28 protein-coding genes are annotated in these 26357 nt (G+C 63.4%); 12 read left to right on the forward strand and 16 right to left on the reverse strand.

Features of this window, described 5'->3' with window-relative positions; genetic code table 11:
* Nucleotide 1 precedes the first annotated feature (1 nt).
* The 7 genes from ACR30Z_RS02780 to ACR30Z_RS02810 all read right to left on the reverse strand — a co-directional run bounded on the left by ACR30Z_RS02780 (nt 2) and on the right by ACR30Z_RS02810 (nt 6072).
* On the reverse strand, nt 2–1540 hold the full coding sequence (locus tag ACR30Z_RS02780; protein WP_144648612.1) for a DHA2 family efflux MFS transporter permease subunit: 1539 nt from the start codon (nt 1538–1540) through the stop codon (nt 2–4).
* On the reverse strand, nt 1524–2153 hold the full coding sequence (locus ACR30Z_RS02785; RefSeq protein ID WP_434371139.1) for a PadR family transcriptional regulator: 630 nt from the start codon (nt 2151–2153) through the stop codon (nt 1524–1526). Before ACR30Z_RS02785 ends, ACR30Z_RS02780 begins: the two co-directional genes overlap by 17 nt.
* 111 nt (nt 2154–2264) lie before the next feature.
* Nucleotides 2265–2693, reverse strand: a complete 429-nt coding sequence (locus tag ACR30Z_RS02790) for an ankyrin repeat domain-containing protein (protein ID WP_434371140.1) — start codon at nt 2691–2693, stop codon at nt 2265–2267.
* Nucleotides 2690–3775 (reverse strand): YgfZ/GcvT domain-containing protein, encoded by a 1086-nt coding sequence (locus tag ACR30Z_RS02795; protein WP_144648615.1) that lies wholly within the window; start codon nt 3773–3775, stop codon nt 2690–2692. Before ACR30Z_RS02795 ends, ACR30Z_RS02790 begins: the two co-directional genes overlap by 4 nt.
* A 22-nt stretch (nt 3776–3797) precedes the next feature.
* Nucleotides 3798–4520, reverse strand: a complete 723-nt coding sequence (locus ACR30Z_RS02800; RefSeq protein ID WP_144648616.1) for a flavodoxin family protein — start codon at nt 4518–4520, stop codon at nt 3798–3800.
* A gap of 51 nt (nt 4521–4571) precedes the next feature.
* Nucleotides 4572–5171 (reverse strand): FABP family protein, encoded by a 600-nt coding sequence (locus ACR30Z_RS02805; RefSeq protein WP_144648617.1) that lies wholly within the window; start codon nt 5169–5171, stop codon nt 4572–4574.
* Nucleotides 5172–5337: 166 nt separating this feature from the next.
* Nucleotides 5338–6072, reverse strand: a complete 735-nt coding sequence (locus ACR30Z_RS02810; RefSeq protein WP_144648618.1) for a permease — start codon at nt 6070–6072, stop codon at nt 5338–5340.
* A gap of 262 nt (nt 6073–6334) precedes the next feature.
* Between ACR30Z_RS02810 and ACR30Z_RS02815 the strand changes: the two genes are divergently transcribed.
* From ACR30Z_RS02815 to asd, 10 genes are all read left to right on the forward strand, one after another.
* Nucleotides 6335–7033 carry a winged helix-turn-helix transcriptional regulator gene (locus ACR30Z_RS02815; RefSeq protein ID WP_018776718.1) on the forward strand — a complete coding sequence of 233 codons (699 nt, stop codon included), beginning with the start codon at nt 6335–6337 and terminating at the stop codon, nt 7031–7033.
* 280 nt (nt 7034–7313) lie between these two features.
* The gene (mshD, locus tag ACR30Z_RS02820) at nt 7314–8285 is read left to right on the forward strand and encodes a mycothiol synthase (protein WP_434371141.1); all 972 of its coding nucleotides are present in this window, start codon (nt 7314–7316) and stop codon (nt 8283–8285) included.
* A 104-nt stretch (nt 8286–8389) separates the two neighbouring features.
* Nucleotides 8390–10639 carry an RNA degradosome polyphosphate kinase gene (locus tag ACR30Z_RS02825; RefSeq protein WP_434371142.1) on the forward strand — a complete coding sequence of 750 codons (2250 nt, stop codon included), beginning with the start codon at nt 8390–8392 and terminating at the stop codon, nt 10637–10639.
* A gap of 8 nt (nt 10640–10647) precedes the next feature.
* Entirely contained in the window at nt 10648–11616 is a 969-nt protein-coding gene (locus ACR30Z_RS02830; protein WP_144648621.1) for an NUDIX hydrolase, read from the forward strand.
* 76 nt (nt 11617–11692) lie between these two features.
* Complete coding sequence (locus ACR30Z_RS02835) at nt 11693–13336, forward strand: hypothetical protein (RefSeq protein WP_434371143.1); 1644 nt, start codon at nt 11693–11695, stop codon at nt 13334–13336.
* Nucleotides 13333–13743, forward strand: a complete 411-nt coding sequence (locus ACR30Z_RS02840; RefSeq protein ID WP_434371144.1) for a GntR family transcriptional regulator — start codon at nt 13333–13335, stop codon at nt 13741–13743. The genes ACR30Z_RS02835 and ACR30Z_RS02840 overlap by 4 nt, the downstream gene beginning before the upstream one ends.
* 35 nt (nt 13744–13778) lie before the next feature.
* Entirely contained in the window at nt 13779–14540 is a 762-nt protein-coding gene (locus ACR30Z_RS02845) for a thymidylate synthase (RefSeq protein WP_434371383.1), read from the forward strand.
* The gene (locus ACR30Z_RS02850; protein WP_144648625.1) at nt 14537–15136 is read left to right on the forward strand and encodes a dihydrofolate reductase; all 600 of its coding nucleotides are present in this window, start codon (nt 14537–14539) and stop codon (nt 15134–15136) included. Before ACR30Z_RS02845 ends, ACR30Z_RS02850 begins: the two co-directional genes overlap by 4 nt.
* A 10-nt stretch (nt 15137–15146) precedes the next feature.
* Complete coding sequence (locus tag ACR30Z_RS02855) at nt 15147–15368, forward strand: NF038396 family protein (protein ID WP_434371145.1); 222 nt, start codon at nt 15147–15149, stop codon at nt 15366–15368.
* 107 nt (nt 15369–15475) lie between these two features.
* The gene (gene asd / locus ACR30Z_RS02860; protein WP_144648627.1) at nt 15476–16618 is read left to right on the forward strand and encodes an aspartate-semialdehyde dehydrogenase; all 1143 of its coding nucleotides are present in this window, start codon (nt 15476–15478) and stop codon (nt 16616–16618) included.
* Here asd and ACR30Z_RS02865 read toward each other — a convergent pair.
* Complete coding sequence (locus tag ACR30Z_RS02865; protein WP_434371146.1) at nt 16615–17649, reverse strand: type IV toxin-antitoxin system AbiEi family antitoxin domain-containing protein; 1035 nt, start codon at nt 17647–17649, stop codon at nt 16615–16617. The genes asd and ACR30Z_RS02865 overlap by 4 nt on opposite strands.
* A gap of 196 nt (nt 17650–17845) precedes the next feature.
* On the reverse strand, nt 17846–18979 hold the full coding sequence (locus tag ACR30Z_RS02870) for a winged helix DNA-binding domain-containing protein (protein WP_434371147.1): 1134 nt from the start codon (nt 18977–18979) through the stop codon (nt 17846–17848).
* Between the two features lie 85 nt (nt 18980–19064).
* Between ACR30Z_RS02870 and ACR30Z_RS02875 the strand changes: the two genes are divergently transcribed.
* On the forward strand, nt 19065–19544 hold the full coding sequence (locus ACR30Z_RS02875; RefSeq protein ID WP_144648630.1) for a hypothetical protein: 480 nt from the start codon (nt 19065–19067) through the stop codon (nt 19542–19544).
* Here ACR30Z_RS02875 and ACR30Z_RS02880 read toward each other — a convergent pair.
* Genes ACR30Z_RS02880 through ACR30Z_RS02910 form a run of 7 tightly spaced genes read right to left on the reverse strand, consistent with a single transcriptional unit; the run spans nt 19541 to nt 24949 of the window.
* The gene (locus tag ACR30Z_RS02880; RefSeq protein WP_434371148.1) at nt 19541–20608 is read right to left on the reverse strand and encodes a UDP-N-acetylmuramate dehydrogenase; all 1068 of its coding nucleotides are present in this window, start codon (nt 20606–20608) and stop codon (nt 19541–19543) included. The genes ACR30Z_RS02875 and ACR30Z_RS02880 overlap by 4 nt on opposite strands.
* Nucleotides 20609–20617: 9 nt before the next feature.
* Nucleotides 20618–21922 carry an MFS transporter gene (locus ACR30Z_RS02885; protein ID WP_434371384.1) on the reverse strand — a complete coding sequence of 435 codons (1305 nt, stop codon included), beginning with the start codon at nt 21920–21922 and terminating at the stop codon, nt 20618–20620.
* A 41-nt stretch (nt 21923–21963) separates the two neighbouring features.
* Complete coding sequence (locus ACR30Z_RS02890) at nt 21964–22401, reverse strand: MaoC family dehydratase (RefSeq protein ID WP_144648632.1); 438 nt, start codon at nt 22399–22401, stop codon at nt 21964–21966.
* A gap of 2 nt (nt 22402–22403) precedes the next feature.
* The gene (locus ACR30Z_RS02895; protein WP_144648633.1) at nt 22404–22853 is read right to left on the reverse strand and encodes an FAS1-like dehydratase domain-containing protein; all 450 of its coding nucleotides are present in this window, start codon (nt 22851–22853) and stop codon (nt 22404–22406) included.
* A 41-nt stretch (nt 22854–22894) separates the two neighbouring features.
* Nucleotides 22895–23119, reverse strand: coding sequence for a DUF3188 domain-containing protein (locus tag ACR30Z_RS02900; protein ID WP_434371149.1), 225 nt, complete (start codon nt 23117–23119; stop codon nt 22895–22897).
* Between the two features lie 43 nt (nt 23120–23162).
* The gene (locus ACR30Z_RS02905; RefSeq protein WP_434371150.1) at nt 23163–24083 is read right to left on the reverse strand and encodes a DUF2797 domain-containing protein; all 921 of its coding nucleotides are present in this window, start codon (nt 24081–24083) and stop codon (nt 23163–23165) included.
* A gap of 2 nt (nt 24084–24085) precedes the next feature.
* The gene (locus ACR30Z_RS02910) at nt 24086–24949 is read right to left on the reverse strand and encodes an HpcH/HpaI aldolase/citrate lyase family protein (RefSeq protein ID WP_144648636.1); all 864 of its coding nucleotides are present in this window, start codon (nt 24947–24949) and stop codon (nt 24086–24088) included.
* Nucleotides 24950–25328: 379 nt separating this feature from the next.
* Here ACR30Z_RS02910 and ACR30Z_RS02915 point away from each other — a divergent pair, with 379 nt between their 5' ends.
* Nucleotides 25329–26357, forward strand: a complete 1029-nt coding sequence (locus ACR30Z_RS02915) for an ABC transporter substrate-binding protein (protein ID WP_434371151.1) — start codon at nt 25329–25331, stop codon at nt 26355–26357.

A 26357-nucleotide genomic window follows, 5' to 3' on the forward strand; every position in this document is an offset into this window, starting at 1 on the left:
CCTACTTTCCGGCAGCGTCCTGGGAGACGGTGTCCTGCAACGGTGCCTCTGCCTCCGAGGCAGGCTTCCGGCCCCAGCCGGTCACCGATTTCGGCTTGCCGAAGAACATCGCCACCACGGCGCCCAGCAGAATTGCACAGGCAGGCAGCAGGATTGACTGGCTCATCGCCGTCGAGAATCCTGCGTGAAGCGCCTCCGGAAGGACGCCACCAACGGAAGCTTCGCCAACAGGGGCGCCCGCAGGGGCCGCCGGCAACTCCGCGGCCAACCGCGACTGGATGAGGGCAGCGATGGCTGCCGAACCGAGTACCGCACCGATCTGGCGGGTGGTGTTGAAGACGCCCGATCCGGCACCTGCCTGGCGGGGCTCCAGGTTTCGCGTGGTCGCGTTGGAGACCGGTCCCCAGATGAAGGCGTTGGCAATACCCTGGAGGGCGCTGGGCAAGAGGAACATCCAGATGGGGGTGTCCGGTCCCAGCAGGGAGGCCGTCCAGAACAGCGCTGCCGCGAGGCACACCAGACCGAAGGACGCGAACCAGCGCGGATTGGCGCGGTCAATAAGTTTGCCCACGAATGGAGCCAGGGCACCCGAAATCACAGCCATCGGAATCATCAGCAGGGCCGACTGGGTTGGCGTCAGGCCCCTGACGGTCTGGTAGTAGAAGATGGTGGGCAACGGGAACGCGGTCACGGTGAAGCCGACCGCCATGATGGTGGTGTTGCCCAAGGAGAAATTGCGGTCCTTGAACAAACCAAGGGGCAGCAAGGGTTCCCCACCACGACGTTCAAGGAGCCACTGCCAAACCACGAAGAGGACCAGGACAACGAGCCCTGTGACAATCAGGCCCCAGACAGTGACGAAGCCGGTGACTGTCCCCCACTTATACGTCTGGCCTTCCTGGATGCCGAAGACCAGCAGGAACATGCCGACGGCGGACAGCACCACACCCACGACGTCGAACGAATGGCTGTGGGTGGTCAGCTTCGGCACGAAGCGGGTCACCAGGATGAAGGCCACGATTCCGATGGGAACGTTGACGAAGAAGATCCATTCCCAGCCAAGGCTGTCCACCAGCAAGCCTCCGAGGATCGGGCCAACCAATACGGCCATGCCCGCGGTGGCTCCCCACAGTCCCATGGCGGCGCCGCGGCGGTCCGGCGGGAAGATGCGGGTAATGACGGCCATGGTCTGCGGAGTCATCATGGCCGCACCGAGGCCCTGAACGGCCCTGGCGGCAATCAACATGGTGACATCACCGGAGAGACCACACCACAACGAGGCGAGGGTGAAAACCACCAGGCCAATCAGGTACAGGTTCTTGGGTCCGAATCGGTCACCCAGCCTGCCGGTGATGAGCAGGGGCACCGCGTAGGCCAGCAAGTAGGCGCTGGTGACCCAGATGACTGCGTTGATATCGGTATTGAGGCCTTCCATGATCCGCGGATTCGCGACCGACACGATGGTGGTGTCGATAAGGATCATGAAGAAGCCAACCACCAGTGACCACAGTGCGGGCCACGGCTTAGCTACGTTTTCCAAGGGATTCCTTTGGCTTGTGTGAGAGTTCGGTTGGAGTCGGCCGGGGTTCGTCCCAGGGCAGGAGCCCGCTGCCCAACTCCTCAAGGAGGCCGCGGATCCACGCGATCTCCGTGCGGCGCATTGCTTGTTGATACGTGATGTCGATCCAGTACTTGCGATCCAATCCCTTGGCCGTCACGGTGGACTCTGCCCTGACCAGGAAGTCAAGATCGGCGTTGAGGGCCACCAAGCGGTCTTCCAGCAGTCCAATCACCACGCTGGCCGGCAGGTGATGTGCCTCGGCGATGGCGTGCGGAAAGAGGGGGTACTCGTTGACGGGCGTGGACAGCATGGCCTGGAGCCGGGCGTCGAGGGCCTGGTGCCCCGCTTCGGTGATCCGATACGTGGTCCGTTCGGGGCGGTTGCCTTCCCGTTCGGTTCCGGTTGCCTCAACCAGCCCGTTTTCTTCGAGCCGGCCGACTGCGTGATAGAGCGTTCCAGGGCGTACTTTGACGAGCCGGTCTTCATGGCGGGCCATCAGCACTTGATACATCTCATACGGATGCATGGGTTGTTCAACCAGCAGCGCCAACGACGCGACACCCAAGGGCGTCAACTCAGCTGCTTTGGGCATGTGCAACCCCTTCCATCCTCTAATATTCCACCACAACTATTCCACGTGGAATATTAGGGTGCAAGTAAGCCCGGCCGCCTCAGCGACCGGGCTGTCCTCTGCTGGTCCGCGTCAGCCCAGGAGGGCCAGGATTTCGGAGCGAGCGAACATGGCCGCAGCCTCGCGCGCGGTGGGGGTTCCGGCGTCGGGGTCAGCTCCGGCGTCCAACAGCACTCTGGCGACGCTCGTGTATCCCTTGAACACCGCTCCAGCCAGCGGCGTCTGGCCACGATCATTGGCGGCGTTGACATCAGCGCCGTGATGAAGAATCAACTGAACCGCTTCCTCGTGCCCGTGGTAAGCGGCCAGCATCAGGAGCGAATCGCCCGCCGCGTTGGTCAGGGTGGACGGCGCGCCGGCGTTCAGATAGCCCCTCAGCAATTCCGTGTCGCCGTCCCGGGCGGCATCGAACAGGGCATGCGCAAGCGCCAAGGTTTCTTCATCGGCGCCTGTGGTCGGACTGGCCGCCTCGTGGCCTGCAGGCTGGTTCAGTTGGCTCATCGGTGGGGTCCCTTCAGGAATCCGGTCTGGCGCCCGACAACCTGGCCGGCGTCGGGGGCGACGATCACTTCCTGCGCGGCGATGTACGGCTCCTCGCCGTCCATGACCGTCAGGGTCTCCTCAGCTGACACGGACCGCTTAATCACGGCCAAAGCAACGGGTCCCATCTCGAAGTGCTGCGCCACCGATGTCAGAGTACCCACCTTGCGGTCCCCGACAAATACAACACTGCCAACGGCCGGCAGCGTGTGCTGCGAGCCATCCAATTGCAGGAACACCAAGCGCCGCGGCGGGTGGCCGAGGTTGTGGACGCGCGCAATGGTCTCCTGGCCTTTGTAGCAGCCCTTGTTCAGGTGGACCGAAGTGCGGAGGAGATCCAGTTCGTGCGGAATGGTCTTCTCGTCCGTCTCGGCACCAAGGCGCGGCCGCCACGCCGCAACACGGAGGGCATCGGCGGCCATGGCACCAGCCAGGGGCAGGCCTTCCACCGCTTGTTCCAGCTCGACGGCAGGGACCAGGTATTCGAACCACGGCCGCTCGAGTCCCGGATGCGATTCCTCCGGGACGATGCTGTACGCATAGCCACCGGGGCTGACATGCGGCCACGGATCTTCCCAGACCAAGCGGGAGGACAACTGCTCCACCGGCTTGGTGGCACCCACTACGGCCCACTGCTCCGAAGCGTCGTCGATCTCGACGCGGAGCATGAACTTCATCTTGTTCAGCCACTCGGCCAACTGCGCCGCTTCGGCGGCCTCGACGATCAACCAAGTGGTGCCGCCGTCGTCCACGACGCGGGCATCGAACTCGATGCGGCCCTGCACGCTGAGCAGCAACAGCTCGCTGGAAATGCCGGGCTGGAGATTGGTGACCTGTTGCGACGACAACGTGTTGAGCCAGCTGAGGCGGTCGGGGCCGGAGACTGTCACCACGCCACGGTTCGAAAGATCGACGACGGCGGTGCCTGCGGCCAGGGCGCGCTGCTCACGCAGCGGTTCACCGTAATGGGCAGCGACGCCGGCATCCAGGCCGGTGTCCTCAACGGCGCCAGGGCGCGACAACAGAGGGCTCTTGTAAGTCATATGTAGTAGAAGTCCTTGCGTCTCAGCGGTATTCCGGGTTTTCGAAATCAAATCGGGTGCCCGCTTTCCATTCCTCCGGCAGGTTGCCATAGGCAGGAATGCCGCCGGCGTCACGCAGGAGCTTGGCCATGTGGAGCAGGTTCCACGTCATGAACGTGGTGTTCCTGTTAGTAAAATCACTCTCCGGACCACCCGATCCCTCGTCCAAATAGCTGGGTCCGGGGCCTACGGGACCGATCCACCCGGCGTCGGCCTGTGGCGGAATGGTGAACCCGATGTGTTGAAGGCTGTACAGCACGTTCATTGAGCAGTGCTTGATGCCGTCCTCGTTGCCTGTGATGAGGCACCCACCCACCTTGGGGTAGAAGGCCCACTGCCCCTGGCCGTTCAACTCTCCCGAATGGGCGTAAAGCCGCTCGATGAGCTTCTTTGTTTGGGAGGAGTTGTCGCCCAGCCAGATAGGGCCGGCAACCACCACGATGTCGGCATCGCGAACATCCGGATAGATCTCCGGCCATGCGTCCGTTTTCCAGCCGTGCTCCCGCATATCCGGGTAAACACCGCTGGCAATGTCATGGTCCACGGTCCGGATGAGGCGGGTGGTGACGCCCTGCTTCTCCATGATGTCCCGGCTGATCCGGATCAGCCCATCGGTGTTGCTGAGCTGCGGCGAAGGTTTCAGGGTGCCGTTGAAGAAGACAGCCTTGAGGCCCTCGTAGCCGCCCGGCTTGAGGTTGGTGTTCACTATCTGCTCCTTCTGCTGGTTGCTTGTGGAACGTACAGTGAGGCCTTTGGGTCAGGACACCTTGTGGAGGAAGGCCGATGCGTGGGCTTCGAGTGCTTTGCCGCTGGACGCAACGTCCCAACGCCACAAGAGGTTGCCATCAACCAAGCCGAAAATCCGGGTAGCTGCGGTGTACTCCTTGGAGTGGCTTCCGCGCATCACCATGTCGGTGCTCAGCTGGATCTGGGGTCCCTTGATCTGGCCGTAGTAGAGCTCGGTGATGCCGCCGGGGTGGGCGATCGACACTGAAATGTCGAACCCGCCGTCCTCGTTGCGGCGCTCCTCCACCTCATCGGCGGTCTTGAGCACCGGGACAATGTCAGCGGGAATAAGTCCAGGGCCGCCGTCGCCCTCTTCGAGCTTCCGCTCAAGGGCCCAGAACCCGGTTTCCACCGTCAGCGGGCGCAGCTTCTCTCCGGCGTCGTCACTGAGCCAGGTCTCAGCCCGGTACTGCAGGTACGGCAGCCCGTTGTGCGTGAAGGATACGTGCTGGACAAAATGCTCGGAATCCTCGTCTCCGCTGCCAAGCCGGCCGCGGCCTTCCCACTCACCAATGAGCCATGAAAGGGGGACGAGTTCGGGCGTCAGATCTGTGGGGATCTCAATAGGCACAACGATTACCTCGGTTGGGCTGCAGGAACAGAAGGTTTACTTCTGGCCCTTGAAAAGGCGGTAAACGACAAATCCCGCAAACCATGCCATGGCGACGCTGGCCAGGCCAAGGAGAACGAGGAAGAAAATTTCGAATGCGAGAACAGACATGATGCAATCCTAACCTTTAGTAGATGAGTAGTTTGTCTATGAAGTAAGCCAAGGCCCCCACGGCCCACACCGGCGCTATGCCCATTCCGAGCGCGGCCGGAATGTTGAGGCGTCCGCGCCTCAGGGTGGTCATCCGCCGGAAGCACACCAGGACGGACCCGATCACAACGCCGACCAAGGCGGCGGGAAGTACTGCGATATCCGAGAAAACAAGGCCTGCCAGCGGACCCATGAGTCCTGCCATCACCACGCCAAGGGGGGCCACGATCCGGTCCGGCCAGCGGATGATTCCCACCAGCAGGGCCACCGCGGCACTCAGGCCCGCCACAAGGACCATTTCCTTGACGCCGTTGAACCGTGCGCTGGCAATCCAGCCGGCCCCCAGGCAGTTCAACAGGACACCGGCACTGCAACCAAGCGTGGATTCCAGGCGTTGGGCTTGTCCGGTACCTCGAACGAGTTGGACGATGAAGACCGCCATGACGCCCAAGGCAGCGAACGCGGGGGTCCCCTCCAGGAACCCGGGCGCCGGCATATAGGCGGCAGTCACAGCCGACCCGGCACCGGCCAATCCAATGACGGCCGCCAACGTTTTCTTGGCCGGAACTGCAAGGAAATGCGGCCAACCGATCCCCACAGCCGCGGAGGCCGCGATGCCCACGCCCACCATGGCTTCCCGGGAAACGAAGGTGCTGGCCACGATGGCTGCGAGCGCCACGAGTCCGAATACCCCGATGCTCCAAGACTTCACTGTGTGCCCGACCTCAATCCGATGCGCCTTACGACCTCTCGACAATCCTGCCTTAAGCCGGCCCAATATGTCGTAATTCCACTGCCAGCCCGTCACGAATCCCTGTGTCGCAGGGCACTGATGGGTATACTCAGACTTCAACGACGCACTGTGTTTGCCCTCATCCCGTTACAACGGTCAGGGGCGGCCACCGCGTCGTGACCGACCGGTGAGACTCCGGTTTCGACGCCCGATGATGCGCGTACCGCCCATTGGAGGAACTATGTCGCACATCCTGCTCCTGACGAACAGCACCGGCTCTTCGGTGGACATTCTGCCTGCCTTGGAACTGTTGAACCACCGCGTGCACATCCTCCCGGCAGAACCCACAGCCCTTTTGGAAACCGACCCCACGGATATTGTCTTCCTGGACGCCCGCAAGGACTTGGTGGGCGCACGCTCACTGACGCAGCTGTTGAAAGCAACCGGCTTGAGCGCACCCCTGATGCTGATCCTCACGGAGGGCGGCATGGCTGCCGTTTCCTCCGCATGGGCAGTGGACGACATCGTGCTGGACTCGGCGGGCCCCGCTGAGGTGGAAGCCCGCATCAGGCTTGCCATGGCACGGGCTGTACCGGGCGAAGAGGAAACGCAGACGGAAATCCGGGCCGCCGGCGTCGTAATTGACGAAGCGAGCTATACGGCACGTGTCAGCGGCCAGCCCCTGAACCTGACGTTCAAGGAGTTCGAACTCCTGAAGTACCTGGCACAGCATCCGGGCCGCGTCTTCACGCGCCAACAGTTGCTCACCGAGGTGTGGGGCTATGACTACTACGGAGGAACAAGGACCGTGGATGTCCACATTCGGCGCCTCCGGGCCAAGCTGGGCGTGGATCACGAGAACCTGATCAGCACGGTCCGCAACGTGGGCTACCGGCTCACGCTGGTCCGGTTGCCGGACGACGAACTCTCCGAAGCCTAGGCTTCCCACCCTTCGGCACACTACATTCAGAACAACGCAGAAGAGGCCAGGATCCACAAGGATCCTGGCCTCTTCTGCGTTGTTTAGTGGAGGACATACGGGTCGAACGTATCGAGGCCACCCCACTGGTGGATCCCCCCTGTTATCCAGCCGAAGCCGAATGAGTCTGTTCAATTCAAAAAGCGAAGTTCACTTCAAAACCGAACGAGATGTCGAGAATACATCCGTTCCTGCAGGACATCAAATCACCAGGCTTGCCCGGGGCGTATAGCCTTGCATCATGAGTCACGCGCACCCGGAGAACTGGCCCGTACTGATTATCAACGGCGCCTTGGACGCCGAACTCCTCAAGGATTTCAAGACCCTCGCAGCCGCCGCGGAGGAATCCGACGGCAATCCTCCCCTCTCTGAACAGACGCTGGTCATGCTGCGGGGAGCCGATTCCGGCGACCACTCCGTGGTGTCCTTCGCCCTCTATGCGCCGGATGAGGACTCGGACCCGGCGACGGCCGAGGACCTGGCTGGAATCGCCGTTGTGGTCGAAGCGCCTGACGGCACTGGCGTGTTGGAGCTGGCTGTCCACCCCACTTACCGCAACCAAGGCGTGGCCGGCAGGTTGCTGGGGGCGCTGCAGGGCAAACGAAGCCTCGACGGACTGAGCGCGTGGTCCCACGGCAACCATGAGGCGGCCGCTGAGCTGGCCACCCGCTTCGGGTACGGGCCCGTACGAGAGCTGTGGAAGATGCGCCTCATGTCGTCCACTTCTGAATTGCCCGACGCCGGCCTCCCGGATGGAGTTTCGCTCCGCGCCTTCGTGCCGGGCCGGGATGAGCAGGCATGGCTGGCTGCCAACCGTGCCGCCTTTTCCCACCACCCTGAGCAGGGCTCCATGACGCTCGCGGACCTCGAAGCACGCAAAGCTGAAGAGTGGTTCGACCCCGAGGGATTCCTGCTGGCCGTCAACACCGAGGGTGAGCTCCTGGGCTTTCACTGGACCAAAGTCCACCCCCGCCAGGGTGCGCACCCCGCCATCGGTGAGGTGTACGTGGTTGGAGTCACCCCGGCCGCCCAAGGTTTGGGTTTGGGCAAAGCGCTGACGGTGGCCGGAATCAAGCACCTCCAGGACAAGGGTTTGCATGCAGTAATGCTGTACGTCGATGCCGACAACCACGCTGCCGTGGCCCTATACCAGAAACTTGGCTTCGTCCGCTGGGACACCGATGTGATGTATGGTCCGTTAACCAAAAATTAACCGCGGAACTTCGCCGGACGGAAAGCCGGTGACATCTTGGATTCGGGCACCGCAATTGCTTGTAATGTGGGAGGAAACCCCAGTCCTGAGCTTAGGAGAACCCCATGCAGCCGGACCCCGTCGGCACCGCCGGATCCACCTCGAAGGGTGCGACATTGCCCCCACGCTTCGGATCCTCGGAAGTGCCGGCCTCGCGAGCCACCCAGGACCGCATCGACATCCCGGAATTCGCACCGAGCCTGGAGCCTGAAGGCGACATCTCCCCGGACCGTTTCCTGGACCGCGAGCTGAGCTGGCTTGCCTTCAACTCCCGTGTATTGGAGCTTGCCGAAGATCCTGACCTGTTCCTGCTGGAACGTGTCAACTTCCTCTCGATCTTCGCCTCCAACCTTGACGAGTTCTTCATGGTCCGCGTCGCAGGCCTTAAGCGCCGCATCGCCACCGGGCTCGCCGTGCCCTCCCCCGCCGGCCTGAGTCCCATCGAGGTGCTGGAACAAATCGGTGAAGAAGCCCACAGGCTGCAGGAACGCCATGCCCGCGTTTTCGCCGAGCAAATCCGTCCGGCCCTGGCCTACGAGCACATCCACCTCATGCACTGGCACGAGTTGGACGAAGATGCCCGCCACCGGATCAGCATCATGTTCCAGGAGAAGGTCTTCCCCATCCTGACCCCGCTGGCAGTGGACCCTGCACATCCCTTCCCGTACATCTCCGGGCTGTCCCTGAACCTCGCCGTGATCGTCAGCAACCCGATCAGCGACAAGGAACTCTTCGCCCGCGTGAAGGTTCCGGACCAGCTCCCCCGCCTCATCGCCGTTGACGGCCCGCGTGCAGGTGCCATTCCCGGCCGCGTGGCACGGTTCATTGCCTTGGAAGAAGTCATCGCGGTCCATCTGGACAAGCTCTTCCCCGGCATGGAGGTCCTGGAACACCACACCTTCCGTGTTACCCGCAACGAGGACCTTGAGGTGGAAGAAGACGACGCCGAGAACCTGCTCCAAGCGTTGGAGAAGGAACTGCTGCGTCGACGCTTTGGTCCGCCGGTGCGCCTTGAAGTCACCACGGACATCAACCCGAACATCAAGGCCCTGTTGATCCGGGAACTTGGCGTCGAAGAGTCCGAGGTCTACTCCGTGCCGGCTCCCTTGGATCTTCGCGGCCTTTCTGCCATCAGCAACATCGACCGCGCCGATCTCCACTACCCCAAGCACGTGCCGCATACCTCGCGGTACCTTAACGAGTCCGAGACGTCGAAGGCCGCCAACGTCTTCGCAGCGATGCGCCGCCGGGATATCCTGCTCCACCACCCCTACGACTCGTTCTCCACCTCCGTTCAGGCCTTCCTGGAGCAGGCCGCCGCGGACCCCAAGGTCCAGGCCATCAAGCAGACCTTGTACCGCACCTCCGGTGACTCCCCCATTGTTGACGCTTTGATCGATGCCGCCGAGGCCGGCAAGCAGGTCCTTGCCCTCGTGGAGATCAAGGCCCGTTTTGACGAGCAGGCCAACATTTCCTGGGCACGCAAGCTGGAACAGGCCGGCGTGCACGTGGTGTACGGCATCGTCGGCCTTAAAACCCACTGCAAGCTGTCGCTGGTGGTTCGCCAGGAAGTGGACGGCCTCCGCCGTTACTGCCACATCGGCACCGGCAACTACCACCCTCGCACTGCCCGGTACTACGAGGACCTCGGCCTGCTGACCGCCAACGAGCAAGTAGGCGAGGACCTGTCAAAGCTCTTCAACCAGCTTTCCGGTTACGCCCCGAAGTCCACGTTCAAGAGGCTGCTCGTCGCTCCCCGCTCAGTGCGGGCAGGACTGGTGGAGAGGATCGAAACCGAAATCCGCAATGCCCGGGCGGGACTTCCTGGCCTGGTGCAGATCAAGGTCAACTCGATGGTGGACGAAGCCATCATCGATGCGCTCTACCGTGCCTCACAGGCCGGCGTGAAGGTTGACGTCGTGGTGCGCGGCATCTGCTCCCTCCGCCCTGGGGTGCCCGGCCTCAGCGAAAACATCACGGTAAGGTCCGTCCTGGGCCGTTTCCTCGAACACTCGCGCGTCTTTGCCTTTGGCAATGGCGGCGATCCCGTGGTGTACATCGGCTCCGCCGACATGATGCACCGCAACCTGGACCGCCGCGTGGAAGCCCTGGTGCAGTTGGCCAGCAAGGAAGATACGGCGACTGTCATGGACCTGATGCGCCGCTACGTCGACGACGGAACGGCGAGCTGGCACTTGGACAACCAGGGCCACTGGACGAGGTTCCACCAGGACCAGGACGGCAAGCCGCTGCTGGACATGCAATCCTGGCTTCTGGACTCGCGTTCCCGCCAGCGCGCATCGGCCCGGCGGTAAGGACGCAGTTGAACAGCGATACTCCCGTGGAGGATCAAACAGACCACCCCGGCGAGCCGGTGGCCGTTGTCGCGGCCGGAGCCATTCCGTGGCGCATCAGCAAGGGCGCCCTTGAGGTTCTGTTGATCCATCGGCCGCGGTACGACGATTGGTCCTGGCCAAAAGGAAAGCTCGACGCCGGCGAAACAGTTCCCGAATGCGCGGCGCGTGAGGTGTGGGAAGAGATTGGGCTCCAGGCCCCACTGGGCATTCCGCTCCCGGCCATTCACTATCACGTGGCGGCGGGCCTGAAGGTTGTGCGCTACTGGGCCGTCAAGGTCAACGGGGCGCAGCTCCGCCCCGATGGCAAGGAAGTGGACAGCGTGATGTGGTGCAGCCCTGACAGGGCCGCATCCTTCCTCAGCAACCCCACGGATGTGGAGCCGCTCGAATACCTCGAGAAGGCCCATGTCAGGGGCGAGCTGGACACCTGGCCCCTGGTGCTGATCCGCCATGCCAAGGCGAAACCCCGGTCCTCGTGGACAAAGGCCGAAGGCGACCGTCCTTTGGCTGCCACCGGCCAGCGGCAGGCAGTCGCGGTTCAGCGGCTACTGCAGGTATGGAAGCCGCAACGCGTAGTAACCAGCCCTTGGGTGCGATGCGTTGCCACCATCGCACCGTATGCCAAGGCCAGCGGGGCCAAGGTGAAACTGGTGGAAGCCCTCACCGAGCACAACCACCAGCGCTCACCAAAGAAGACTGCTGCGGCGGTTGAGGCATTGTTCGACAAACAGGTGCCCATCGCTGTGTGCACGCATCGCCCGGCGCTGCCCACGGCGCTGAAGCAATTGGGCCAGCACATGTCACAGGCACTCCGGTCAAAACTTCCATCCGTGGACCCTTACCTCACGCCTGGTGAAGTCATCATCTGCCAGGTCGCCCGCGGTTCGGAACGGAAGATCGTGTCCGTGGAACAGGTCAAGCCTTTCGACGACTAGGTACCGACACGGTTGACCCCTGAGTCTTTGTATCAAATACTTGACACATTGTTTCGAAGACTTGGGGGTCTTTACCGTGTCCTTTTATGTGCCGCCGTTGCTTTTGGTGGGGCCCGTCGTGGGCGCCGTCCTGGTGTACCTGTTCCTGCGGTTACAAGTGTGGTCCAAGCCCGACGCCACCTCTGTGGCATCACACGGCCTGTGGGTCGGCATCATTGGCTGGATGGCCAGCTCCCTGCAAGGAGCCATGAGCGCGGGGGTGATCCGGGCCAATCCGACCTCTCCGAATGCGCCCTTCACCTCGGAAGACCTCCTATCGGCCCTGGCTTGGCCGATCGCCGCGACCTTGATGGTCCATGCCTTGGGCCAGTGGAGCTACCCTGCCCCGAAATCCCCGCACAGGTACGCTGAACTCACCGTCCGCAGGATCCGCGATTTCCTCCCGGCGAAACTCGCCTGGACAACAGTCGTGATCGTTGCCTATGCCGGGACCGCCATAGCCTCGATTGCAGCCCTGCCCGCTCACGCTCCCGTGCGTCCCGCCCCTGCTCCCCCATCACCAATAGGAACGACGGTCTACACAGGCCAGGGCCAGGACGGAAGGATCGCGGGTTCGGAACTTGCCGGGTGGCTTGGTGGCGCCTTAGTGGTTCTGGTTGCAGGGACATGGCTCGTCCTGGTACTCATCGCACGGCGGCGCCAACTGGAGACGCTAAGCAGTGACGACAACCGCATGCTTCGAGCCATTGCAGCCAACAGGCTATTGCGGACCGTTGCCACCATCGCCGCAGGCCTCGCCAGCATCGCGGGAAATTTTGCCACACTCCCGACGCCTGGGGCAACGTGGCAATCGTCGTGGTTCAACGTTCTGGGTCTTGTCAACATGGCTGTGCTGCTCGTCATGTTGTGGTGGAAGGTGCCGGTCCTTCCTTCGCTTCAGGCAGCCGCGAAAGCCATCAGCGGCACTGCTCTCCGCGCCGATCCCCGCACCCACGGCGCAGCAAAACTCAGCGTTTCCCTCGGAGCTGTCCTGGGAGTCGCCGCCGTCTTGCCGCTTGTGACACTCGTGTTGTGGTTCGGTTTCATTCCGGTAGAAGGCCAACGCTCCCTTGCCCCGGCGATTGTCGTCACCGTGGCGGCCGTCCTGGTCCTGCTCACCATTGCCGCAGGCGAGTTACTGATCGCCCGCAACTATGGTCACCCAGAGGCGCCCCTCGATTGGCCGCGGCAGCCGGTGTCCAAGGGGTTGCTCACCTTCAGCATCGTTTCGGCCACGGTCTTTGCCGTAACGCTCGTCCTTACGGGTACAGGCCAATCACTCCTGGTCGGCCCACCCGCCTGGCCGGCCAACCTCTTTCTCACGATGGGGGTGGGACTGATGGGCGCTGCCGCGATCCTGGCCACGCGCCGTCGTCGAGGTCTTCCTGAACTGCGGGACGAGAGAGGGCTTGATGCCGCACTGCGTGCCATTTCGATGTACCGGATTGTCCGAACCCTGGCAGCATTCCTTCTGGCACAGTCAGCGGTGATGCTGCTTGGCAACGCCGAAGCATGGGGAACATTGTTCCCGGCTTTCAATCAGCTGGGACCGAGTCCTGTGTACATGACAGGAGTCGTTGTAGCCGTCATTGCCGTCGTCGTCGCGGTTACGCCTGTCCGGAGCCTTTTCCGGGCCATTCCCAGGGGCACCCAACCCAAGCAGAACCAGCCGACGCCATGACCGCCGGGATCACCGTGGATCTCTCCGATCCCGTGCCGCCCTACGAGCAGATCCGGCGGCAGCTCAGCTCGCTGATCGCCATAGGGGTACTCCAACCCGGCAGTCGCCTTCCCACGGTCCGCAGCCTCGCGGCCGACCTCGGCATCGCAGCGGGCACGGTGGCGCGTGCCTACAAGGAACTAGAGCAGTCCGGGCTGATTGAATCACGACGCCGGAACGGGACCGTGGTGCTCGGCCCACCGGAGGCGGCGCCAGGCTCAGTCCGCGGTGACGCGGAGGTGATTGCCGCCGTCGACGACTTGATCCTGACAGCGCGCGACGCGGGGGTGAGTGACGAAACGCTCATTGATCTGCTTCGTGGACGGCTGGCGGTTAATGGGCACGGTACAAGTAAGCTTGAACCGTGATTCCCACCCCGTATGAAGACCTCCTGCGCGATGTCATGGCCAACGGCACGCACAAGTCGGACCGCACCGGAACCGGAACGCGCAGCGTTTTCGGCCGTCAGCTGAGGTTCGATCTTGCTGAGAGTTTCCCGCTCATTACCACCAAGCGGGTGCACTTCAAGTCCGTAGCAGTGGAACTCCTGTGGTTCCTGCGCGGTGACTCCAACGTCAAATGGATGCAGGACCAGGGCGTCTCCATCTGGGACGAATGGGCGGATGCCGACGGCGAGCTCGGCCCAGTCTATGGCGTGCAGTGGCGAAGCTGGCCCACCCCCGACGGCGGCCACATCGACCAAATTTCCGAACTCATGACCAACTTGGCAGACAACCCCGATTCCCGCCGGCACATCGTGTCCGCATGGAATGTCTCCGAGCTCAAGGACATGGCGTTGCCGCCGTGCCATGCGTTCTTCCAGTTCTATGTTGCGGACGGCAAACTGTCCTGCCAGCTGTACCAGCGCTCCGCGGACACCTTCCTGGGCGTTCCCTTCAACATCGCCTCCTACGCGCTGCTGACCCGGATGGTGGCCCAGCAGCTTGGCCTCGAGCCGGGTGAATTCGTCTGGACCGGCGGCGACGTCCACGTCTACGACAACCACGTGGACCAGGTTGCCGAGCAGCTCAGCCGCGAGCCTTACCAGTACCCGCAGCTGAAGATCCTCCGCAAGCCGGACTCGATCTTCGACTACACGCTGGACGACTTCGAGGTTGTGGACTACCGCCACCACCCCACCATCAAGGCACCGATCGCGGTATGAGCACTCCTTCCTCCGAGGATCCAGCCCAGCTTCCCGGCGTCATCTTCACGCAGGAAACCGCGGCGAAAATGACCGGCATCGGCATGATCTGGGCGCAAACCACGTCCGGCGTGATCGGCAAGGACGGCGCCATGCCGTGGCACCTCCCCGAAGACATGAAGCACTTCAGCCAGATCACCACGGGGCACCCCGTGATCATGGGCCGGAGGACGTGGCAGTCGTTCCCGGAAAAGTACCGTCCCCTCCCGGGCCGCACCAACATTGTGGTGACCCGCAACCAAGAGTGGGCGTCAACGCCCGAGGCGGAGGGCGCCGTCGTGGTTGCGTCCCTTGATGCCGCACTGCTGGAGTCGCAGTTCGCGCCCGGTGGCCAGAAGGTGTGGATCGTCGGCGGCGGCGAAATTTACCGCCAGTGCATGGGCATAGCCAACCTTGCAGTGATCACCATCATCGATACCGAGGTGGAGGGTGACACCTACGCCCCCGAGCTCGGTGATGACTGGACCTTTGACACCGTGGCGCCGGCCGATGGCTGGCTCACCGCCAAGAACGGCACAAACTACCGGTTCACCACGTGGCGCCGGACCGAAAGCTAGGAAAGCCTGCATGTTGAAAAAACCTGAAACCCTGTTCGTGCTGGGCTATATGCTGCTGCCGCTTTTCGCGCTGATCTCGGCCATCGTGGGCCTGACGATGATCCTTGGCGGCAACAGGATTGCAGGCATCATCGTCCTGGTGCTGGTGACGCAGGTGTTTACGTTCGGCGCGTTCTTCGCCCTCCGTAAGCGCAAGGCCGTACTTCTCCAAGAGCCCGACGCCGGCCACTAGGTTCCGCGGGAGGCGAGCCCGGCTGCCTGACCACGTGTCGTCGTCGTGCTTGGGCTGCGTGACGTAACCAACAGCGGCAGGTTGCTCCGAAAGTCTAGACTTGATGAATGACTACAGCAGCTAATCCGTCCGTTGGACTGGTCGGTTGGCGTGGCATGGTCGGTTCCGTCCTGATGCAGCGCATGCAGGAAGAAAACGACTTCGCCAACATCAACCCGGTATTTTTCTCCACCTCGAACGCAGGAGGTGCCGCCCCGTCCTTCGCTGATGGGGCCGGCAAGCTCGAGGATGCGTTCGATATTGAGACGCTTGCCAAGCTGCCGATTATTGTCACCGCCCAGGGCGGCGACTACACCAAGCAGGTTCACGGCGAACTTCGCAATCGCGGCTGGGATGGCCTCTGGATCGACGCTGCTTCCACGCTGCGCATGAACGACGATTCGATCATCGTCCTGGACCCCATCAACCGCGACGTCATAGACGCCGGCCTTTCCGGGGGCGTGAAGGACTTCATCGGCGGCAACTGTACGGTTTCCTGCATGCTGATGGGCCTCGGCGGCCTGTTCAAGAACAACCTGGTGGAATGGGGCACCTCCATGACGTACCAGGCAGCTTCCGGGGGCGGCGCCCGCCACATGCGCGAGCTCCTGAACCAGTTCGGCACCCTCAACAACGAGGTCAGCAGCGAACTGGACGACCCCGCGTCGGCCATTCTGGAAATCGACCATAAGGTCCTCGCTGCCCAGCGCAATGGTGTGGACGCTACGCAGTTCGGCGTGCCGCTGGCAGGGTCCTTGATTCCCTGGATCGACGCCGACCTCGGCAACGGCCAGTCCAAGGAAGAATGGAAAGCCGGAGTCGAGACCAACAAGATCCTGGGCACCGGCAAAGGCACCGACGGCAAGGACCATATCGCCATGGACGGCCTGTGCATCCGCATCGGCGCCATGCGCTCCCACTCCCAGGCCCTCACGCTGAAGCTCCGCGAGGACCTGTCCGTGACGGAGATCGAGAATCTCCTGGCCAAGGACAACGAATGGGCCAAGGTGGTTCCCAACACCAAGGAAGCCTCCATGGAGGACCTCACCCCGGTGGCCGCCTCCGGCACCCTGGACATTCCGGTAGGCCGTATTCGTAAGCTCGAAATGGGTCCGGAGTACATCAGCGCCTTCACCGTGGGCGACCAGCTCCTGTGGGGCGCGGCCGAACCGCTGCGGCGCATGCTCAACATCGTGACGGGCAAGCTCTAGGCTCCGTCCGCCCGCCGAACACGTTGCCAACCCGCTGTTCCGTTGCTGCCAAGCAACGGAACAGCGGGTTTTCGACGTTCATACGGCCGGCGCTCCAACGCGGATTTGACCTTCCGTTCCACATCCCACGGCCTGCTGAGATGATCCCACTCGATGCGGATGATCTCCCAACCAGCCTCCACCAGTTCCTTTTCCCTGCGGCGTTCGTTGAAAATCACCTCGTCAGTGGGTGCATAGTCGAAATACTTGGCACGCCCGTCGAACTCCAGGATCACCCGAGGGTCCTTCCAACCAAAGTCTCCCCGGTACTGTCCAAGGGGCGTGTCCACGCTTAGCTGGAGGATGGCGTCCTGGATGCCAAGCTTGCGCAGCAGAAGCCGCGTGCGCGTCTCACCCACCGATTCGGATCTGGCGTCCATTGCTTCGAGGACGCGGCGAACGCGGCGAACACCCCGTGTGATCCGCCCGCTGTCCACATAGTCCTGAAGCAACCCCTGATCCGCCCCGCGGCGAAGCGCTTGATCTGCGATGACCACGGCGGGTTCCAAGTCCATGGTCCGCGCGCAATCGATGACGGTACGCTCGAGGCTCGTCACACGTACGGGCCGGGGCCACGTTGCCTGCAGCTCGACAATCTCCCACGGCTCCAGCAGGCCGCCGTGAGCTATCACGTCATCGCCCGAGCTTGCCTGCGCCGGCGAAAAGGGCGTGGTGACATGTACCGAGGAGCCGCTGTTCCACGGAGAGCACCCATGCAACAGTGCTGCACTGGCATGGCTGTAGACGCTTCTGCGGCTTGCATTGGAATGGTGCGCTTGGATTCGCAACAGCTCGTGCTCCCACGGTTTCCTTTGGCGCCAATCGTGTGTCCGAATGTAGGCGCCCCGCCGGAGCCGGATCAGCTTTCCTGAGCGGACCGCCTGCGTCAGGGCCCGGTCGCCAAGTCCCTTCCGTGCCAGATCCGTGGTGGTGGCAATGACGGTGTCCGGCCAATGCGTGGAGATCAGGGCATCAAGTTTTCTGCTTTGCATGGGCCCATCGTGTACTGGGTTGGGCCGTGCAGCGAGCTTGCTGGCATCGTATGTGGACAACCCCGTTGGGCGGCCGCTAATTCGTTGTGGGTCGGCAACGTAGCAGCGGGCCGGCAGCGTAACAGCGGGCAGGCAACGTAACAGCGGGGGCCGGCAACGGGCGCGGGGGCCGGCCAGGTAGCAGCGGGCCGGCCAGTCAACCCGCCATGAATTTCAGGTACGCCCTGCCCTGCGCCTGGAAAGAACGCTCGGGGGCTGGACCAAGCTGATCCGCGAAGGGCTCGGACGCCACGCCGGTGGTCTTGCCCGTGGCGGTCCTGGACCACGTTCCCACCACTTCGCCGCCGGAGACAATGATGCGTTTGAAGACGCCGTTCTTCCCGGGAACCACCCGCTCGGCAAACTCCGGCGCCAGGACCAGGCTCCGGTCCTGGTAGCCGAGCAGGTATTCGTCGAAGCCCGGGAGTGCCAGCAGCGAGCGGGCGCCGGGAACGCCGTCGTCGAGCATTGCCGCTGCCTCCGGTGAGAGCCAATAGCTGGTGCCCCCGAACGGCAGCTCAAACAGACGATCCTTTACCGCCGCCAGCGCCTTGCGTGCTTCGGTGAGCGGCACCTGGCTCCACCACGAAAAGTCCCTGATTGTCGCTGGGCCGTGGCTTTGGACGTAGCGGAACAGCAGCTCAGAGATTCCCTCCTCACGCCCCAGGTCCCTCGACTCCGGAATCCATTCAGCGAACGGTACGAACAGTTGCTGGACGCCCACCTTGCCGTTGGACACCGCCATTGGTCCTTGGACCAGCCACGCTCGCTGGCAGAGGCTCCCGAGCAGGTGAATCCCCCGCTGGGCCTTGGTGACCTGACCGGCTTCCTCGAAAGCTTGGAACAGCTGCTCGCGGGATGCTCCAGGTGCGCCCTCGGCCGTCTTGAGGATTTCACATGTCTTAAAGGCAATGTCCCGGCAGTGGTTGATGTCGTCGGGCGTGATGGCGAGCTCGCGGTGGCGCCCCGCCACCATGTTCATGAGGCGGTCACTGGTGATCCCCAGGATCCAGCCGAGATCTTCCGGCGCGAGCAGATGCAGAGTCCCCCGCATCGGCCAGGAGCGGACCACCGTCCCGGCGTCGAGGGCACTTCGGACGTGGGAGGCAGCGGTGCCGCGCACACGTTGTCCCACCGCCCAGAGAGCCGAGCCAAGATCCTGCGCCTGCATGGCGGTCATCCAGCGGACGGCCTGAGGAACCGAGGCGAACCCGTCGCCAAGGAGTCCTTGGCTGGCGAGCCGAAGCCGGCCCATGACGCGCGGAGTGAGGCTGGTGCGGGCTGCAGGCATGCTTCATCCTAAGAGGGCTCGGCGGTACAGGGAACCTTGCCGCGCCTCCCAGCCGTCTTCCAGCCGCGGATTCTAGGATGGGTTCATGCTTTTTGGTGACCTTGCCCCGTTTGTGCGGCCGATGAGCCGGTGGTTGGCTACCGCCGGCTGGTTCTGCACGCTCGTTGGCCTGGGCTCCGGGCTGATAGTTGCGGTTGGAACGGGCGTGAGCCTCTCCCCCTCCATGCAGGGCATCCAGACAGCTGGCCTGGTGGCTACCGCTGCAGCCGCGCTTCTCATTGGAACCGCTGCAGCCAGCCAGCCCGTGGCCGATCGCGACGACGACGCCCCCGAGCCGTGGTTCTACCCGGCGGCCGCGGCACAGGTCCGAAGCTTCCTCCTCGGAGCCCTGGTGATGCTCCTGGGCTTGGTGGGCTTCGCGACGGCAGGACTCTTCATGCCCAGCGGCCCGTCGCCGCAGAGCATCGCTTTTACCCAGATCTTCCTGCTGGGCTCAGTCAGCTGCGGGCTCACGTTCCTGCTGCTGAACAAAGTCCTGCCCATCGCGGAACGGCGAACCCGCTAGAGGCTGACGCCGATCAGCAGCGGCTCGGGGTGCAGCTCAATACCAAAGCGCTCGACGACGCCGTCACGCACCTCGCGCGCGACCGCCACCATGTCCGCTGCCGAGGCTGAACCCCGGTTGGTGATAGCCAGCGTATGTTTGGTGGACAGGGAAGCCCGACCACCGGAAACGCTGTGCGCCTCGAGCCCGAAGCCCTTCCCGAATCCGGCCTGATCGATCAACCAGGCCGCGGAAAGCTTAACCAATCCGTCGGTGCCGGCAGGATACTTGGGTGCGTTCTCCGGCAGCTCGGCCGCACGCTCGGCGGGGACGATCGGGTTGGTGAAGAAGGATCCCGTTGAATAGGTGTCGCGATCCTGCGCATCCAGGACCATGCCCTTGGACGCCCGGAGCTTAAGGACTTCGCGTCGGACGTCATTGGAGTAGGCACGCTTGCCGACCTCCACGCCCAGCACACGGGCGAGCTCGGCATACCGGATGGGGGCACTCATCCGCCCAAGGGGCAGCTGGAACTCGACGGTCAGCACAACGTAGCGTGGCGAGCCCTCCACCGTGGTCTGCTTCAGGAGAGAATCGCGGTACCCGAACCTAAGCTCAGAGTTGGTGAAAGTCTGGACGGCATTGCGCTCACGGTCCCAGGTCCGTACTGCGGCGATGGTTTGTGAGACGTCGGCGCCGTAAGCACCCACGTTCTGGACGGGCGTGGCTCCGGTCGCTCCGGGAATACCGGACAACGCTTCCAGGCCGGACCAAGCATGCAGTACGGAGTGCTCCACCAGCGCGTCCCAGTTATGGCCGGCCTGGACCACCACGGACACACCACCACAGCTGTCTTCGGAATTCACTGTGAAGCCCTCGGACGCGATCTTCAGGACCGTGCCATGGTAGCCATCGTCCGAAACCAGCAGGTTGGAGCCCCCGCCGATGATCAGGAGCTTCTCGCCTGCAGCATCAGCCGATCGGACGGCGTCGATGATTTCTGCCTCGGTGCGGGCCTCAACGTAGTTGCCTGCGGGGCCACCAACGGCGGCAGTGGTCAATTCGGAAATCAGCGTTTGGGTCACCAATCAAGCCTAACGGGCATCGCCGGAGTGCACGGACTTTGCCTTCTGTTGGCCGGCCAAGGGTGCCAGGAAGAAGCTGACCACCAGCAGCACCAGCGGTGCCAACAGCGAGTGCAGAATGCCAAAATGTTCTGCCAAGAGGCCAAGGAGCGGAGGGCCACACAGGAAAGCTCCGTAGCCGATGGTGGACACCACGGAGACACGGGCAGCGGCATGCACCGGGTCATCGGCCGCAGCGGACATCCCCACGGGGAAGCCCAACGAGGCGCCCAGGCCCCACACCGCCAGCGCAACGAACGCGAGCCAAGGGACGGGCGAAAAGACAAAGAGCGCAAGACCCACGACGGCGGTGGCCGAGCACCAGCGCATCACCACCACTCGTCCAAATCGGTCGAGGATGGACGTCCCGGCGAAGCGCCCAATAGTCATGAAGGTGACGAACAGCCCGTAGCCCACCGCCCCCGCGGCGTCGGACTGGCCGTAGCCATCGGCGAGTGCCAACGCCACCCAGTCCCCGGCGGCTCCTTCGGCCAATGCCAGGCCAAGGACCAGGACGCCGATCAGCAGGGTTCGGCGGTCACGCCAGGCAAGGGCCACCAGTCGCTTGCTGTCCAGCGGAGGTGCGCCCTGGCTGGCGTCCGACCGGAGCGAGGAATTCTGGGACTCCGGCGTGATGATCGGCAGAGGACCGGTGGAGGGGTCCTGGAAGGTGTCCGTTTCACCCGATCGGATGGTGCTCGATGATGTGGCAGGAGTCTTTTCCGCACGGAAAGAGAAACCTGCAGTGATCACGGCCGTGGTCACCACAACGCCGGAGATCAGGAAATGCCAGAACACGGGCATGTGCACGGCTGCGGCCCAGGCACCGAAACCGGCGGCGGCCACGGTCCCCAGGCTGAACGCGCCGTGGAGATGCGGCATGATGTGCCGTTCCAGTGAGCGCTCGAGTGCTGCCCCTTCAACGTTGGACGCTGTGTTCCAGCTGGCCGTGCCAAGCCCCAGCACCACCAACCCCGCGGCCACCACCAAGGGGCTCCCCGCGAGGGATGCGCCAACGCCCACGGTGACCAGTCCCGCACCCACCATGCAGCTGCCGATCCAGCTGGTGAGCTTGGGGCCGAGCCGCAGCACGATGAGACCGGAGGCCGAGATCGAGATGAACGAGGCCACGGTCATGCACATGAGCAGAAGCCCGATGCCCCCGGGAGTGAGGTTGAGCCCGTCCCGGATTGCCGGTAGGCGGGATACCCACGTGGCGAAGGCAATGCCGCTGGCGGCGTAGGAGGCCAGAACAGCGACGCGCCACCGCGACATTTCAGTCGGGGTGGCGCGTCGCGGAGAAGCGTTCAGTTGGTTCAAGAGACCTTCACGACCGCCTGGGACTTCATCAGGACCTTCAGCCCGGCCGCGACGACGGTGAGGTCAATGCGCGCGGTGCGGGCGTCGCCGTCGAGCGCTCCCACCACACCGGTGACGTCGATGACGGCGCCGGCTTCATCGGTACCCGTGGTGTCCGTGACGAGCACGGGCTTGGTGAAGCGGGTCTGGTAGTCGACGACGGCGGCCGGGTCGCCTGCCCAATCGCTCACCAATTGCACTGCGGCACCCATGGTGAACATGCCGTGGGCAATGACGCCCGGCAGCTCAACGGAGGTAGCGAACGCTTCATTCCAGTGGATGGGGTTGAAGTCGCCCGAAGCTCCTGCGTACTTGACCAAGTCCTGGCGGGTGACTTCAATGCTGCGGGTGCCAATGTCCTGGCCTACCGTCAATTCTTCGAATGTGGGGCTCATGGCTACTGTCCCTCTCCGCGGACCAGGATGGACGAGGTGGTGGTGGCGACCTTTTCGCCGGCCTCCGTGGAAATTTCGGAGCGCGTGGTGATCATGGCGCCTCCGCCCATAGCCCGGACGCCGTCGACGTGTAGTTCGGCCACGAGTCGGTCTCCGGCAACGATGGCGCGGTGGTGGGTGAACCGCTGGTCGGCGTGGACCACGCGGGAGAAGTCGATGCCCGACTCGGGGTCCTCCACCAACTGGGCGTCAGCACGCTGGGCGACGATGATGGCAAACGTTGGCGGAGCGACGAGGTCGCTGTGGCCCAGGGCCTTGGCTGCCTCGACGTCGAAATGCGCGGGGTTGCTGGCTTTCACGGCCTTCGCGAACTCGCGGATCTTTTCACGGCCGACGTCGTATACCTCTGCGGCAGGGTAGCTTCGGCCCTGCAGGTCCGGATTGATACTCATGATCCAACCCTATCGGCCCGCGGGGCCGGGTGGCGTGCCGTTTACTTCTTGTAGCCCTTGCGAATTCTCTGGCCCCTGACCACGAGTCCGACCACATGGAGCACCAGACCCACACCGATCACAGGCAGGGACGCCATCGCAAGGCCTTGGTTGCCTGAAGTGTTCCCAACAATGGACATGATGAGTCCCACGGCGATGAGGCCCATGGCGCTGAAAACCAGGGCTTTGTAGGACGTGGAGGCGTTGGCCCAGAATTCTTCTAGCACCGTCCAAGTCTACCGGGGCGCGGCGGAGGAGCTTGCCGAGGGGTCAGAAGAGTGAGTCCTGCAAGGCCGGGATCTCCGTGGTGTGCGGGCCGAACTCAATCCGACGACCCTTCAGGGCACCTAAGTCCGCCACGAAGCTGCCCTCAACCTCGTTTCCCGAAGCGTCGGGCAGTCCAGCCAAGGCGATCGCCCCGGACAGTGAGTGGACCCGCAGGCCGTGCCCGCCGCCGTCGAACGCTGCCGGATACGGGTGGCGCAGTCCGCCTTCGGCACGAACCGTGCAGAGCCGATCGGCCAGGGCAGGCCGGTCCCACTCTTCCTCCACAAGGGCATAGCCAGTCATCGCCAATCCGCCCAGCAGCTCGCGCACCCGCGCGGCGTGTTGGCGGTTCAACGCCGCAAGCTCGACGCCGGCACGCGGCTCCGCGAGGGCTGCCACCTTGGCTGCGGAGCGAACTTGCTGGACAAGCCCAAGCTCGCGGGTCACCAGGTCTTCGAGCACGCGAACCACCCTGCCGTCCTCGGCGTGGGCTACATAGGATGCGTGCACTGCGCCTTGTTCGGCCAAACGGTTCCACTTGCGCTGAGCGGACGCGGTGCCGATCTTGGTCGCACCGTTGGCGAACGTTGCAACGTAGAGCCAGTGCGGTTGCATCAGGTACGCGCGCAGGCCGGTGGGAACGGAGCCGCCGCGGTGGAAGTCGTGCATCAGCCGGGAGTCGTCGCGCGCAAAGCACGCCCCGCATTGTTTGCCCCGCTCGGCCGGAGAGCCGCTGCGGCACGGAACATGCGTGCGGTTGCCCGGACCGTGCACCTTCGTGTGGCCCAGGCACCACAAACCGGGGATAACGCGCAGGCCCAGGGCTGTGCCCTGGGCCAACGCAATATCACTGAACTCCGTGTCCGGCGAGAACATCCTCAAAGCCGGTGACGAAGAGTCCCAAACGACTCCGTGAACCAGCATCCTTACAGGGAGGGCTGGACTCCGAAGGCCACTGCGAGCTTCATGATCTTTTCGGCGCGGCCCAGGCGCGGAAGGTCCGAACCATCACGGATCACGCGGCCGTTGGCCTCGAAGTCGTTCATGAAGTCAGTAGCCCAGGCGACGTCGGACGGCGTCGGGCTGATGACCTCGTTGATCACGGTGGTCTGGTCGATGGCCAGGCAGAGCTTACCGGTCATGCCCATGGTCACGGTGATGCCCGTCTGCTCGCGCAGGATGGGGTGGTTGGTGCCAACAGTGGGGCCGTCGATGGGGCCTGGCAGGTTGCCAACGCGGCTGGCGACAACGAGCTTGGCACGCGGGTAGGCCATGGCCTCCGGGGTGGCAGCCATACCGGTATCGCGGCGGAAGTCGCCCGAACCGAAAGCCAGGCGGAAGGCACCCTGTGCGCGTGCAATGTGGTTGGCTTCTTCGATGCCGAGGGCGGACTCCACCAGGGCGATCACGGGAGTCTTTCCATCCATGCGGTGGTAGGACTCGGTGACTTGGTCAGCGGACTCGGTTTTGGCCAGCATCACGCCGAGCAGGCCGGGGGTGCCGCGAAGTCCTGCGAGGTCGTCGGCCCAGAACTTGCTGGTGGCATCGTTGATCCGGACCCAGGCCTGGCCACCTGCGGTCAGCCAGTTCACCACATTCTCGCGCGCTGCGTCCTTTTGGGACGGGTCAACGGCGTCTTCGATGTCAAGGATGATGGCGTCTGCCCGTGAACCCGCGGATTCATCAAAAAGCTCCGTTTTCATGGCATTCACAAGGAGCCAGGAACGGGCGATATCGGCGGGAATGTTGCGGGTAGGCCGAATGGATTCGGCGGCGATGCTAGACGTCATGTATCTACCGTATCCGTCCTGCGGGTCGCAAGGCGAAGAAATCCGCCCGGTTGTGAGGATCAATACGAACTAAACCCCATATGACTGTGGGGTCCGGCAGTATGAACGTCCGACGACGATACTCGCCAGTCATCTTCGACCCACCTGTCGCTGTTGTTCACACAGCTCAACGCGGCGTCTTGTGTCCCCCGATTGCCGGGAATTTCCCTGGATTTCGTCCCGTGTCGGGCTGTTTCGCAGCGTTTCCAGGCGTTACCCCATCGCTTCCCACCCGCCGTCGAAATGGGCTTTCATCGTTCCCAAGCCGTTGCACAGGTTCCCCCAGCCCTGGCATAGGCCGGCCACCCAACACACCACTCTTCAATCGAAAGTAGCTCCCATGAAACTGCATCTGCCCCTCCTGAGCGTCGCGGCCGCCGTCGTACTAGCGCTGACGGTGTCCGGCTGCGGCGGTGCAGCCGAAGCCGGACAAGCCAACCAGGCCGGCAACGAGGTCAAGGAACTCCGTTACCAAGGCTCAGCCAACAACGTGACGTTCCCCGAACTTGCAGCCGATCTGGGTTACCTGGGCGACCTGAAGCTGAACTGGGTGGGCAACACCACCAGCGGCCCCCAGGACATCCAGTCCGCGGCAACCAACCAAACCGACTTCGGTGGCGCGTTCTCCGGGGCGGTGGTCAAGCTCATCGAAGCGGGAGCTCCCGTTAAGGCCGTCACCAACTATTACGGTTCGGACGACAAGACGTTCAGCGGGTACTACGTCAAGGCGGACAGCACCATCAAGGAACCGCGTGACCTGATCGGCAAGAAGATCGCGGTCAACACCCTCGGCGCACACCACGAAGCCGTCATCAACACCTGGCTGACCAAGAACGGACTCAGCCAGGACGAGATCAAGCAGGTCCAACTGGTACCGCTGGCACCCAACGACACGGAGGAAGCCATCCGTCGAGGTCAGGTGGATGCGGGAACGCTCGGCGGAGTGCTGCAGGACAGGGCCATCGAGGCCGGCGGACTGCGGTCGTTGTTCAGCGATGTGGAACTGTTCGGCACGTTCGCGGGAGGCCAGATTATGCTCCGCAACGACTTCATCGAGAAGAACCCCAACACCACCCGCACCTTCACCACGGGCGTGGCCAAGGCGATCAAGTGGGCAGCGGAAACTCCTCGCGACGAAGTCATTGCCCGTTTCACCAAGATCATCGAAAGCCGCGGACGCAATGAGAGCACAGCCAACCTGAAGTTCTGGAAGAGCCCCGGCGTCCCGGACTCCGGCGTGATCCAGGACCAGGACTTCACCCGCTGGGAGGCTTGGCTGAGCTCAGCCGGCATCGTCAAGGACAAGCTCACTCCGTCCAAGTACTACACCAACGACTTCAACGAGCTCGCCGCGGCGAAGAAGGGATAG

Origin of the sequence: Paenarthrobacter sp. FR1 (assembly GCF_051106045.1) — a bacterium.
Taxonomy (GTDB): Bacteria; Actinomycetota; Actinomycetes; order Actinomycetales; family Micrococcaceae; genus Arthrobacter; species Arthrobacter nitroguajacolicus_A.

Coding starts and splice junctions, on each gene's coding strand:
- ACR30Z_RS02785 (WP_434371139.1), bottom strand. CDS start 2,153: ATGCCCAAAGCAGCTGAGTTGACGCCCTTGGGTGTCGCGTCGTTGGCG.
- ACR30Z_RS02790 (WP_434371140.1), bottom strand. CDS start 2,693: ATGAGCCAACTGAACCAGCCTGCAGGCCACGAGGCGGCCAGTCCGACC.
- ACR30Z_RS02795 (WP_144648615.1), bottom strand. CDS start 3,775: ATGACTTACAAGAGCCCTCTGTTGTCGCGCCCTGGCGCCGTTGAGGAC.
- ACR30Z_RS02815 (WP_018776718.1), top strand. CDS start 6,335: ATGTCGCACATCCTGCTCCTGACGAACAGCACCGGCTCTTCGGTGGAC.
- mshD (WP_434371141.1), top strand. CDS start 7,314: ATGAGTCACGCGCACCCGGAGAACTGGCCCGTACTGATTATCAACGGC.
- ACR30Z_RS02825 (WP_434371142.1), top strand. CDS start 8,390: ATGCAGCCGGACCCCGTCGGCACCGCCGGATCCACCTCGAAGGGTGCG.
- ACR30Z_RS02840 (WP_434371144.1), top strand. CDS start 13,333: ATGACCGCCGGGATCACCGTGGATCTCTCCGATCCCGTGCCGCCCTAC.
- ACR30Z_RS02845 (WP_434371383.1), top strand. CDS start 13,779: ATGGCCAACGGCACGCACAAGTCGGACCGCACCGGAACCGGAACGCGC.
- ACR30Z_RS02850 (WP_144648625.1), top strand. CDS start 14,537: ATGAGCACTCCTTCCTCCGAGGATCCAGCCCAGCTTCCCGGCGTCATC.
- ACR30Z_RS02855 (WP_434371145.1), top strand. CDS start 15,147: ATGTTGAAAAAACCTGAAACCCTGTTCGTGCTGGGCTATATGCTGCTG.
- asd (WP_144648627.1), top strand. CDS start 15,476: ATGACTACAGCAGCTAATCCGTCCGTTGGACTGGTCGGTTGGCGTGGC.
- ACR30Z_RS02865 (WP_434371146.1), bottom strand. CDS start 17,649: ATGCAAAGCAGAAAACTTGATGCCCTGATCTCCACGCATTGGCCGGAC.
- ACR30Z_RS02870 (WP_434371147.1), bottom strand. CDS start 18,979: ATGCCTGCAGCCCGCACCAGCCTCACTCCGCGCGTCATGGGCCGGCTT.
- ACR30Z_RS02875 (WP_144648630.1), top strand. CDS start 19,065: ATGCTTTTTGGTGACCTTGCCCCGTTTGTGCGGCCGATGAGCCGGTGG.
- ACR30Z_RS02885 (WP_434371384.1), bottom strand. CDS start 21,922: ATGTCGCGGTGGCGCGTCGCTGTTCTGGCCTCCTACGCCGCCAGCGGC.
- ACR30Z_RS02890 (WP_144648632.1), bottom strand. CDS start 22,401: ATGAGCCCCACATTCGAAGAATTGACGGTAGGCCAGGACATTGGCACC.
- ACR30Z_RS02895 (WP_144648633.1), bottom strand. CDS start 22,853: ATGAGTATCAATCCGGACCTGCAGGGCCGAAGCTACCCTGCCGCAGAG.
- ACR30Z_RS02905 (WP_434371150.1), bottom strand. CDS start 24,083: ATGCTGGTTCACGGAGTCGTTTGGGACTCTTCGTCACCGGCTTTGAGG.
- ACR30Z_RS02910 (WP_144648636.1), bottom strand. CDS start 24,949: ATGACGTCTAGCATCGCCGCCGAATCCATTCGGCCTACCCGCAACATT.
- ACR30Z_RS02915 (WP_434371151.1), top strand. CDS start 25,329: ATGAAACTGCATCTGCCCCTCCTGAGCGTCGCGGCCGCCGTCGTACTA.